Here is a 10,322-nt window from a genome sequence, read left to right on the forward strand (position 1 = left end):
AGTTCTCGCGCAGTTCCCCGCGCCCCTGGACAGTGCAACTTCCCCATCGCCACACAGGCACCGTCAGTGCGTAAGGGCGCGCAGGAGCTCGTCGCGCGCAGCGATGAAGCGCGGGTCCACGCGGTAGTCGAAGTGGGCCCGGATCGGGACCAGGATCGGATGATCCTCGCTGCGGCCGAAGGAGACCGGGTCAGGGAACGGTGGGAGGTCCGGGCTGGTCTCCGGCGCCTGCGTCGGGACACGGACCGGGCCGCCGATCGGGTCGGTCAGCCGGAACAGGTTGTCCCAGCGCGGCACGTCCCGCTCCAGCCGGGCCAGCATCGTCGGGCCCATGTAGGCCGGGAAGAACCGGCCGTAGAGGCGGCGCAGCGGCGAGCCGTAGGTCAGCAGGGCGATGCGGGAGCGGGTGTCCGGGTCGAGCTGCCACAGCGCGGCCGCCGCCAGCACCGTGCCCTGCGAATGCGCGGACAGCACCAGACGCCGTCCCGGATCGGGCTTCAGCCAGGCGCGGATGCGTGCCTCGATGTCCGGGACGGCACGCTCCGCGTAGCAGGGCGGGGCCAGCGGATGCGCGGCGCGCGGCCAGAACGTGCCGATGTCCCAGATGATGCCGACGCTGCGCCGGGTGGTGAGCGAGTCGTACGCCTTGAGCCCCAGCACCAGCAGGCCGAGGACCAGCACGGTGGTCAGCCAACCGCCCAGGTTCTGCAGCACGGTGGTGAGGTGGGAGAGGACCATCCCGTCCTTGGCGGTCACCGCCTCCGGGGAGCGTCCGACGGTGAGAGAGCCGACGAGCGCGGCCAGCGAGAGCAGCCCGGCGAGCCCGGCGAAGGCCGCGACCAGGCCGGCGGCGGACTCGGTCAGCCGGGCGCCGGAGAGCGCCTTGGCGATCTGGCCGGTGCGCACCGAGTCGGTCGTCGTCCCCGGCTCGTCGTAGGCCGCGAGGACCTGGGGGCGCAGCGACTCGGCGGTGCGCATCAACCGCCTGGCGAGGCGGGCGCCGACCACCAGCAGCACCGGGACCAGCAGTGTGGCCCCGCTCGCGGCCCAGACCAGCAGCGGCGCAGCCTGCAGGTCGCTGCCCAGCCGCTGCCCGGTGAAGAGCGCGGCGCCCGCCGTGAAGAGGCCGCCGACGCCGCAGCCCAGCATCGCTGTGACCGGTCCGGTCAGGTTGTGCAGCGCCGCGCCGTTGGGGCCGCCGAAGCCGCTGTCCGGCACCGTGGAGCCGTCCGGTGCGGGGACGGTGAGATCGGGGTCGACCGGCGAGGGTGAGGGCTGACGGTGCGTCATCTGCCAGGCGACGACGCCCAGTGCCAGCACCAGCGCCACCTGGGCGGCGACGAGTGCGGCCAGTCCGCGCTGCACGCCGGGTAGTTCGCCCGTCGGAACCCAACCGGGCCGCGACCAGGCCGCGTAGAGGTAGACGGCGGCCAACGCCGCAAGCGACGCGCGGAGTTGGGTGCGCGGCGACAGCGTCTCGTGTCCCGCACCGGCTGCCAGGGCGACCAGCAGGACCGCGCCGAGGCCGACCAGCGCGGCCAGCAGCACGTAGCCGATCCAGGCGGGCACACCACCGGACTGCGTCGAGCCACCCGCGCTGCCCGCGTGGAGGTCGTGGGCGAGGACGGGCACCAGCACGGCCCAGGCGACGGTCAGCAGCCCGGCCGCCAGGTGCAGCACCCGCAGTCGACCGACGGCGGCCTCCCCGAACCAGAAGCCGTCCCGCTCCATCTCGATCGGCTCAGGACCGTTGCCGCGCTCCGCCTCCATCGGACGGACCGCCTCGTAGCTGCTCCAGGTCATCCGGGACAGCCGGCCGAGGACGCCGAGCATCGCCAGCGGGACCAGCGCGGCCACCACCAGGCGGCGACCCGGCATGCCCCACCAACCGCCGTGGCCGCCGAGCGCGAAGACCAGCCAGGAGTGCTGCGCCACGCAGCGCCCGTCGGCGGCGCACTGCCAGGCCAGCAGGTCCAGCGCGATCTCGCAGGCGGCGGCCGTGAGCAGCACGGTGAGCGATCCGGCGATCACCCGGACCAGCGCCTCGTAGAGCACCCTGTCGCGGCTGCCCACCGCACCGTCAGCCGTGCCGCTGTCCGCACCGTCAGCCGTGCCCGTGCCCGTGCCGCCGACCGCACCGCCGGCCTGCTCCGGCTCGGCCGGGCGCATCCAGTGGGCGAGGTTGACGAACATGAAGGGCAGGAGCAGCAGCCAGAACGCGCGGCTGGCCGCACCCGAGGTGAGCCGGGCCCAGGAGTACGCCTCCAGCACCGCGCCGCCCCGGTAGTCGGCGGGACGGCGCTCGGCGTCCTGGTCCTGCCAACGGCGGTAGGTGCCGGAGACGGTGTCGCCGGTCACCTGCTTCAGGTGCGGGTCGTCGAGCATCGTCTCGGGCGTGGTGCCGCCGACCCCGTGCACCAGCAGCTCCATCCGCAGCGCGGGCACCCGGAAGCCGGGCCCCGGCCCGTCCGTGCGTTGTCTGGGCAGGATCACGCCGCCACGCCCGGCGGCCCGGCCCGCCGCCTCGTCGTCCATCGATCCCCTCCCCGGCCCTCTCCGGTCCCCCGTCATCCGGTCCCCCGTCCTCTCCTGCTCCCACGTCGGCGCGGGGACCGTCCCGGTCCCCCGTTCCACTGGACGCCGACTCCACCGGATATGCTGCCGCTTTGCGTTGATCCGTACAGCACTTTCACGCCGTGGACCACACGGCCGTGCAAGGATTCAACCGCAGGACACCGACAATGAGCCCGGAACGAGCCCGAGGGGACAGCAGCGGCGTGGCCGAGAACAGCAGTCTGCTCGCCGAACAGCGGCGTGCGCTGATCCTGGACGAGGTGCGGCGCCGCGGCGGGGTGCGGGTCAACGAGCTGACCCGCAAGCTGAACGTCTCGGACATGACGGTCCGCCGGGACCTCGACGCGCTGGCCCGGCAGGGCATGCTGGAGAAGGTCCACGGCGGCGCGGTGCCGGTGTTGGAGGCGAGCACCCACGAGCCGGGCTTCGAGGCCAAGTCGGCGCTCGAGCTCAGCGCCAAGGAGGAGATCGCCGAGGCCGCGGCCGGGCTGGTCGCCCCCGGCAGCGCGGTCGCGCTCTCCGGCGGCACCACCACCTTCGCGCTCGCCCACCGCCTGGTGCGGATCGACGGGCTGACAGTGGTGACCAACTCGGTGCGGGTCGCCGACGTCTTCGAGCACGCGGCCCGTACCGGCGGCGCAGCCGCGCAGCCCGCCACGGTGGTGCTGACCGGCGGGGTACGGACGCCGTCCGACGCGCTGGTCGGGCCGATCGCGGACCGGGCGATCCGCTCGCTCCACTTCGACCTGCTCTTCCTCGGCTGCCACGGCATCTCGCTGGAGGCGGGCCTTTCCACGCCCAACCTGGCGGAGGCGGAGACCAATCGCAGCTTCGTCGCGGCGGCGCGGCGGGTGGTCGCGGTGGCCGACCACACCAAGTGGGGAACGGTAGGGCTCTCCACCTTCGCCACGCTGGCCGAGGTGGACACCCTGGTCACCGACGCCGGCCTGCCACCGGAGATCCGCGGCGTGGTCGCCGAACAGGTCCGCGAAGTGGTCGTCGCCGGGTGAGGGCCGTGGCCGTGGCCGTGGCCATGGTGACCAGAACCACGCCACCTGCTCCCTGGAACGTTTGACGCAGCGTCAACTAGACTGCGCAGCTGCACACCTGAACGACAATCAACCGGACGCACCGCCGATCCGAGAGGGGAACTGCGATGGGAATCAGGCTTCGTCCCGTGACGACGGAGTTCCTGGAGTCCGCGCCGGTACGGATCGTGACCGAGGAGCGGCTGACCTCCGGTCCCGAGGCCGTCTTCCGCGAGCTGACCGACGACGCGTCCACCTGGCCGAGCTGGTTCGGCGCGATCAGCCGCGCCTCCTACACCGGCCCGCCGCCGTACGGGGTGGGAGCGGGCCGCGCGGTCAAGCTCGTCGGCGGGGTGCGCTTCGTGGAGAGCGTCCTGGTCTGGGAAGACTCCCAGCGGTTCGTCTACCGGATCGAGGAGACCAATCTGCTGGGCGCGCACGCCTGGTTGGAGGAGTGGCTGCTCACCCCCGACGGCGACGGCACGCTGCTGCGCTTCACCATGGCGATCGAAGGCCACGCCGTGATCGAGCTCCCGACACAGGCCGCCCACTCCCTGGTCGAACGCTCGGTCCGCACCGCGATGCACAAGCTCGACGCCCGCGCGGGCAGGAGAGCACGGGTCTCCTGACGACCCGGGTCGCCGGGCCGGGATGTGACGCGACGTCACTCCCCGGTCCACACACCCGTCTTCAGCATGGTCGTCAGGACCTCGAAGTACGGCGCGATGTCGAGACCCTGCTCGGCCAGCCAGGCGTCGGAGTAGTACTTGTCGAGGTAGCGGTCGCCCGGGTCGCAGATCAGGGTGACGACGCTGCCCTGCTCCCCGGCGGCGCGCATCTCGGCCACGATGCGCAGGGCGCTCCACACCCCGGTGCCCGTGGAGCCGCCGGGCTTGCGGCCCATGAGCTGGTCGAGCAGCCGGACCGCCGCGACCGTGGCCGCGTCCGGGACCTTCATCATCCGGTCGATCGCGCCTGGCACGAAGCTCGGTTCGACGCGAGGTCGGCCGATGCCCTCGATCCGGGAGCCGCAGTCGCACGTGACCGTCGGATCGCCGCTCACCCAGCCGTCGAAGAACGCCGAGTTCTCCGGGTCGGCCACGCAGACCCGGGTGTCGGCCAGGATGTAGTGGACGTAGCGGGCGAGGGTGGCCGAGGTGCCGCCGGTCCCGGCGGTGGCGACGATCCAACTCGGCTCGGGGAACCGCTCCTCGGCCATCTGGTGGTAGATCGACTCGGCGATGTTGTTGTTGCCGCGCCAGTCGGTGGCCCGCTCCGCGTAGGTGAACTGGTCCATGTAGTGCCCGCCCGCCTCGGCGGCCAGCCGGGCGGAGACCTCGTAGAGGGTCCGGGTGTCGTCGACCAGGTGGCAGGAGCCGCCCTGGGCCTCGATCAGGCTGATCTTCTCCTGGCTGGTCGTGCGCGGCACGACCGCGATGAACGGCACCCCGATCAGCTTCGAGAAGTACGCCTCGGAGATGGCGGTCGACCCGCTGGACGCCTCGACCACCGGACGCCCGGGACGGATCCAGCCGTTGCAGAGCGCGTGCAGGAAGAGCGAGCGGGCCAGACGGTGCTTGAGGCTGCCGGTCGGGTGGGTCGACTCGTCCTTGAGGTAGAGGTCGATGCCCCACTCCTCCGGGAGCGGGAAGCGCAACAGATGGGTGTCGGCGGAGCGGTTGGCGTCCGCCTTGACCTTGCGGACGGCCTCCTTGAGCCAGGAGCGGTACTCGCCGTCGCTACGGTCCACATCCAGGGTCTTCACGACGGCCCACCTCTGCCTTGCGCGTTGCCTTGCTCGTTGCTCGAAACGACTGCCCGAGGCCGAACGGCGCAATGTCGCCGCCGCGTCACCGCAGCCTCGTCTGCATCGTAACGTGTCGCAGGTCACAACTTTTCCTTGGATCTCCCCCTACCCGGGCGCATGATCCGCAACGTTCCGCGTCCGATCACTTACCCACGGCGAACTTCCGGGGCAGGATGGACGCGTCTCCCGAGTTGCGCCACCCGGCAAGTCGGGAAACTCTTGGTTCATCACTGACTGCTTCGCATTGCTCACTCTTCGAAGTCGGCACGTCGGCCGCCTGTGCGGAAGGAGTCGAAAGCGCGATGGAGGACCTCGACCGCCACTACGAACTGCGCCTCACCGCCGAACCCTGCCGGTTCGGGGTGGTGCGCAGGATCGTCACAGCGCATCTGCGTCACTGGAACCTCGCGTCGGTCACCGACCAGACCCTGCTCGGCCTGACCGAGCTGCTCGCCAACGTCCACCAGCACGTCGGCCCCACCGCGCCGTGCACCCTGCGGATGCGCTCCGACGCGGACGCGCTGACCGTCGAGGTCCGCGACGAATCCCCCGAGCTGCCGCAGGCCAGAACGCCCGACCCGCTGGACGCGGGCGGGCGTGGGTTGGCGATCGTGGCCGCGCTCTGCAAGGACTGGGGCGCACAGGCGGACGAGAGCGGCAAGACGGTGTGGTTCACCGTCGCCACCGCTCCCCTCCAGACCCCCGCCCTGCTCCAGCCCGTCGAGCTCGCGCTCGACGTCGACCCGCTGGAGCTGGAGGCCGTGCTCGCGGACTGACGACCCCGGGTCCGCGAGCAGGGCTTCGGCTGTCCGGTCGACCCGCCTACGGCTGTGGCGTGCTGTCCTCGCCGTTGAGGACGTCCAGTCGCTGGCGGTACTCGAACTCGTCGATCTCACCGTCCGCGTAGCGGCGGTTCAGGGTTTCGAGCGGCGAGGGGGCCGGGCCCTGGCGGGTGTCCGTCCAGCCCTGGGGGCGGCCGGGACGGCCGGGTCCCGCCTGCCATCCCGGGCGCGGCCCACCGGCCGCGAACCAGGGCGCTCCCCCGCGCCCGCGGAAGAAGATCCGGCGCACCAGCACGATGGCGCCGATCCACACAAGCGGCATCAGCAGGATCCACGGGCCGGGTCCGCCGTGCCAACCGTCAGCCAGGAAGGTGTTCATCACGCGCTCCTCGATCTCGTCGTCGGCCTCCACACGGCGGCCTGGCTCGACAGCCGGACTCGCGCTGTCGGTCTACTGACGAGACTCCTCCGCGGAGCGCCGCGAGGCGTCGTACGGCGGCGGGCAGTTGTGCTGCTACCCCGGGAGTACGTGGCAGGCTCGGCGGATCCACCTGTGGGTGGTCACCCGGCGACCAGCTGCGGGTCGGCGAGGACGGGCTCCCACGCCAGTTCCGCCGCTCCGGCCAGCTCCGGCCGGGGCAGCTCGGCGGGGCGGAGCGGGACGGGCCCGTAGGCGCCCCAGTGCGCGCGGGACGCGACCGTCTCCGGGAGCAGCTCCGGCGCCCCCGCCAGCAGGGCGCTGTGGAAGGCGCCCAGGACGACCCGGTCGGGGTTCAGCACGTCGACCACGGCGGCGATACCGCGTCCGAGCCGTACCGCGACGTGCTCGACGGCCTCGCGCGCGGCCCGGTCGCCCGTGCGGGAGGCCGCCAGGATCGCGTCGACCTCGGTGAGCGGCGCGTCCGCCGGCAGCCCGTAGGCGGCGAGCAGCGCGGGTGGACCGGCCTCGACGTCCAGGCAGCCGCGTCGGCCGCAGCGGCAGCGGAGCCCGTCCGGATCGACCGTCAACTGCCCGATCTCCAGGGCCAGTCCGGCGCTGCCGGTGTGGAGGCGTCCGTCGACGACCAACGCGCCGCCGACGCCCTGGTGGCCGGAGGTGACGTAGAGCAGGTGGCGTGCGTCGCGGCCCGCGCCGTGCCGGTGCTCGGCCAGGGCGGCCAGGTTGGCGTCGTTGGCGACTGCCGGTACGACGCCGGGCGGCAACTCGACCCCGGCGGCACGGAGTTCCTCCTCCCACAGCGCGCCGATCGGCGTGCCGGTCGGCCAGCCCAGGCAGGCGGAGATGACGGCGCGTCGGTCCGGCTCGGTGACGGGGGTCGGCGCGGCCAGGCCCGCGCCGACACAGCGGCGGGGGTTGGCGGCGATCAGCCGGGCGGCCTCCTCGGCCATGGTGCGGAGCGTCTCGCGCGGGTCGTTGCCGCGGAGCGGCAGGTCCAGCGGCCGCCCGATCCGGCCGCCCAGACCGGCGAGGGCCAGGGTGAAGCCGTCGGTGTGCAGCTGCGCGGCGAGGACGACGGGCCCCTGCGGGTCGACGTCCAGCCGGTGCGAGGGACGGCCGCGCGCGCCGCCCGCCGGGCGCGCGTCGACGGTGATCAGGCGCAGCGCCTCCAGCTCGGCGGTGATCGCGCCCACGGTGGTCCGGGTGACGCCGAGCGCCCCGGTCAGCACGGATCGGGTCGGTGCGCCGCCGGTGTGGATCAGGGCCAGCGCGGGACCGAGCACGGCCCGGCCGCGCTCCAGGCTTGTCTGCGTCTGCGTCACCCTTCTATTATGAATTTGTGCCGCTGATGAACAAAATAGAGTCGGCTTCGCTCCCTCCTGCCTCCTCTGTCCACCGCTGGCCCGCCGCCCGTACGGCGCTGACCGGCTTCTTCGCCCTGGACGGCTTCCTCTTCGCCGGCTGGGTCGTGCGCATCCCCGAAATCAAGGCGCAGGTCCACGCCTCTCCCGCACTGCTCGGTCTGGCACTGCTCTGCGTGTCGGCCGGTGCCGTGGCCGTGATGGGGCCGATCGGACGGCTCTGCGTGCGCTTCGGCAACCACGCGGTGACGGTGGCCGCGTCCGTGCTGCTCTGCCTGGCGGTCGCGCTGCCGCCGCTGACGCACTCCGTGCTCGCGCTGGGGCTGGTTCTGCTGGTCTTCGGCGCCGGGTACGGCGCGATGAACGTCGGGATCAACAGCGCGGCCGTCGACTTCGTGGCCGCCGCGCGGCGTCCGGTGATGCCCGCGTTCCACGCCGCCTACAGCCTGGGCGGGTTGGTCGGCGCGACCGTCGGCGGGCTGCTGACGTCGGTGCTGACGGCCACTCAGTACCTGGGCCTGCTCGCGGTCGGCGGCCTGGTGGCCACGGCGTGGGCGGCGCTCCCACTGCTGCGCCACCCGGTCCCGCGTGCGAGGCGAGACGACGCCCCGCCCAGCTCGGCGAACACCGCTTCGGCCGCATCCGGCGTGGCCCTGCTGGTGGTACTGCTGGGCGTGGTCGCGCTCTGCGACGCCTACGGCGAGGGCGCGATGGCCGACTGGGGCGCGCTGCACCTGCGCCAGGACCTGCACGCGGCTCCCGGCGTGGCCGCCGCCGGATTCGCCCTCTACTCGGCCACGATGACCCTCGGCCGCCTCAGCGGCACCCGGCTGGTGGAGCGGTTCGGGCCGATCCGGCTGCTGGTCGGCGGCGCGGCGCTCGCCACCGTCGGGATGACCGCCGCGGCACTGAGTCCGACACTGCCGCTGGCACTGGCCGGATTCCTGCTGGTGGGGCTGGGGTTGTCCAACATCTTCCCACTGGCGATCGACCGCGCGGGCGCCCTGCGCGGACCGCGCGGCGTGGCCACCGCGTCGATGCTCGGCTACGGCGGCATGGTCGCCGGACCGCCGGTCATCGGGTTCCTGGCGCAGGGGCTGGGACTTCCGGTGGCGCTGCTCTCGGTCGCGCTGCTGGTCGCCCTGTCCGGCGTGGCCTCGCTGGCGGTGCGGCGGAAGACCACGTCCTGAAGCTGAATCTGACAGAGCGTCATATCTCCTGTCTCAGACGGAAGCTGCGGCCGAGGTCGAGATGCCGAGCACGTCCTGCGCCTTGGAGACGGCGATCTGGTAGTACGCGTAGGCGGACTGAGACGAGGTGGCGCCGACCTGGATGTAGAGGTAGACCATCGCCACATTGGAGTTGAGCCGGTCCACCACGAAGTAGCCGTTGACGGTGACGCCTTGGACGGTGCCATCCATCCGCCGCGCGACCGAGCCCGGGCTGCCGAAGTCGACCGGCGAGAGCGCGAAGTCGATCGTGGTGCCGCCGGCGGACAGATTGAGGTTCTTGCAGGACGAGAGCGCGTTCTTGACCTGCGGATACGTCGTGTCGAGCACGTGCTGGGGCCGCGCGGAGAGGAACTCGCCGACGAACGGGCCGACCTGACCGCCGTTGAGCAGCACCTGAGCCTCGCCGCCCTGGTTGGCGCCCGGCGTGCTGCCGGGGCTCGACGTCGGGCTCGAACTCGGGCTGGAACCCCCGTTCTGCGGCGAGCCGTTGATCAGGTTGCTGAGCTGCTTGCAGCCCGTGGCGCCGTTGCCGGAGCCGGAGCCCTTGCCCGTGTTGAGACTCGGCGACGACGAGTCGCTGGGCTCAACGGAGAAGTTCGCCCCGAGGTCGTCCGGGCTGAGCAGTGCCGCCTGCAACGAGTCCGCGCCCGGCAGGGACTGGGAGGGGCTCGGGGTTGCTCCGGCCGCGGCGTCACCGATGCCGAGCGCGCCCTGGGAGGAGGCCGAGCATCCGGCGAGCGCCGCGAGCACCGTCGAGACGGCGAGCGCGAGGCCGCAGAACCGGACCCGGGTGGCCTGGATACGCGTGGGCCGGGTACGCATGATGGGCGGGATACGCGTGGGCTGGATACGCATGGGGTGCCTCCACGAATCCTCGAAAGGCGGGACTCATACGAATCCGTTCCACTGTGCCATCGCCACGCGAACCGCGCAGATCGCGCGACGGTGGGTGACCAGCACTTTCGGAGCGTGATCGCACCCCGGGCGTGGAGCCGTTCGCGAAGGCCTAGTGATCTGGTCTTGAGGTTGTTCGTCGCCTCGTGAGTTCTGTGGTGTACCGAGTTCTGCCAGGGGGCTTTCGGGTCCGGCTGGTTGGCGG

9 protein-coding genes are annotated in these 10,322 nt (G+C 72.3%); 4 read left to right on the plus strand and 5 right to left on the minus strand.

The genetic code is table 11. The features are described 5' to 3' along the window. Positions 1–63: 63 nt before the first annotated feature. On the minus strand, positions 64–2,535 hold the full coding sequence (locus tag ABH928_RS30680; RefSeq protein ID WP_370071911.1) for a hypothetical protein: 2,472 nt from the start codon (positions 2,533–2,535) through the stop codon (positions 64–66). Positions 2,536–2,777: 242 nt separating this feature from the next. Here ABH928_RS30680 and ABH928_RS30685 point away from each other — a divergent pair, with 242 nt between their 5' ends. Continuing rightward, positions 2,778–3,584 carry a DeoR/GlpR family DNA-binding transcription regulator gene (locus ABH928_RS30685; RefSeq protein WP_370071924.1) on the plus strand — a complete coding sequence of 269 codons (807 nt, stop codon included), beginning with the start codon at positions 2,778–2,780 and terminating at the stop codon, positions 3,582–3,584. Positions 3,585–3,751: 167 nt separating this feature from the next. After that, the gene (locus ABH928_RS30690) at positions 3,752–4,231 is read left to right on the plus strand and encodes an SRPBCC family protein (protein ID WP_370071912.1); all 480 of its coding nucleotides are present in this window, start codon (positions 3,752–3,754) and stop codon (positions 4,229–4,231) included. A 35-nt stretch (positions 4,232–4,266) separates the two neighbouring features. Here the strand turns inward: ABH928_RS30690 and ABH928_RS30695 are convergent, their stop codons facing one another. Then, entirely contained in the window at positions 4,267–5,367 is a 1,101-nt protein-coding gene (locus tag ABH928_RS30695) for a PLP-dependent cysteine synthase family protein (protein WP_370071913.1), read from the minus strand. 344 nt (positions 5,368–5,711) lie between these two features. On the opposite strand from ABH928_RS30695, the gene ABH928_RS30700 reads away from it, so the two are divergent. Beyond that, a complete protein-coding gene (locus tag ABH928_RS30700) occupies positions 5,712–6,185 on the plus strand; it encodes an ATP-binding protein (RefSeq protein WP_370071914.1) in 474 nt (157 codons plus the stop codon). 46 nt (positions 6,186–6,231) lie between these two features. On the opposite strand, the gene ABH928_RS30705 is transcribed toward ABH928_RS30700, so the two are convergent. Both ABH928_RS30705 and ABH928_RS30710 read right to left on the minus strand, forming a co-directional pair. Then, positions 6,232–6,570, minus strand: a complete 339-nt coding sequence (locus ABH928_RS30705; RefSeq protein WP_370071915.1) for an SHOCT domain-containing protein — start codon at positions 6,568–6,570, stop codon at positions 6,232–6,234. A 182-nt stretch (positions 6,571–6,752) separates the two neighbouring features. Continuing rightward, positions 6,753–7,952 (minus strand): ROK family protein, encoded by a 1,200-nt coding sequence (locus ABH928_RS30710; protein WP_370071916.1) that lies wholly within the window; start codon positions 7,950–7,952, stop codon positions 6,753–6,755. 17 nt (positions 7,953–7,969) lie between these two features. Here ABH928_RS30710 and ABH928_RS30715 point away from each other — a divergent pair, with 17 nt between their 5' ends. Further along, the gene (locus tag ABH928_RS30715) at positions 7,970–9,181 is read left to right on the plus strand and encodes an MFS transporter (RefSeq protein WP_370071917.1); all 1,212 of its coding nucleotides are present in this window, start codon (positions 7,970–7,972) and stop codon (positions 9,179–9,181) included. A gap of 33 nt (positions 9,182–9,214) precedes the next feature. Here ABH928_RS30715 and ABH928_RS30720 read toward each other — a convergent pair whose 3' ends face one another. Further along, a complete protein-coding gene (locus ABH928_RS30720; protein ID WP_370071918.1) occupies positions 9,215–10,078 on the minus strand; it encodes a hypothetical protein in 864 nt (287 codons plus the stop codon). Positions 10,079–10,322 lie beyond the last annotated feature (244 nt).

The organism is Streptacidiphilus sp. MAP5-3 (genome assembly GCF_041262505.1).
In the GTDB taxonomy this organism is placed as follows: domain Bacteria; phylum Actinomycetota; class Actinomycetes; order Streptomycetales; family Streptomycetaceae; genus Streptacidiphilus.

What these genes read in the sequence shown, in the direction of transcription:
- ABH928_RS30720 (WP_370071918.1), bottom strand. Translation starts at nt 10,078, where the DNA reads ATGCGTATCCAGCCCACGCGTATCCCGCCCATCATGCGTACCCGGCCC.
- ABH928_RS30705 (WP_370071915.1), bottom strand. Translation starts at nt 6,570, where the DNA reads ATGAACACCTTCCTGGCTGACGGTTGGCACGGCGGACCCGGCCCGTGG.
- ABH928_RS30680 (WP_370071911.1), bottom strand. Translation starts at nt 2,535, where the DNA reads ATGGACGACGAGGCGGCGGGCCGGGCCGCCGGGCGTGGCGGCGTGATC.
- ABH928_RS30700 (WP_370071914.1), top strand. Translation starts at nt 5,712, where the DNA reads ATGGAGGACCTCGACCGCCACTACGAACTGCGCCTCACCGCCGAACCC.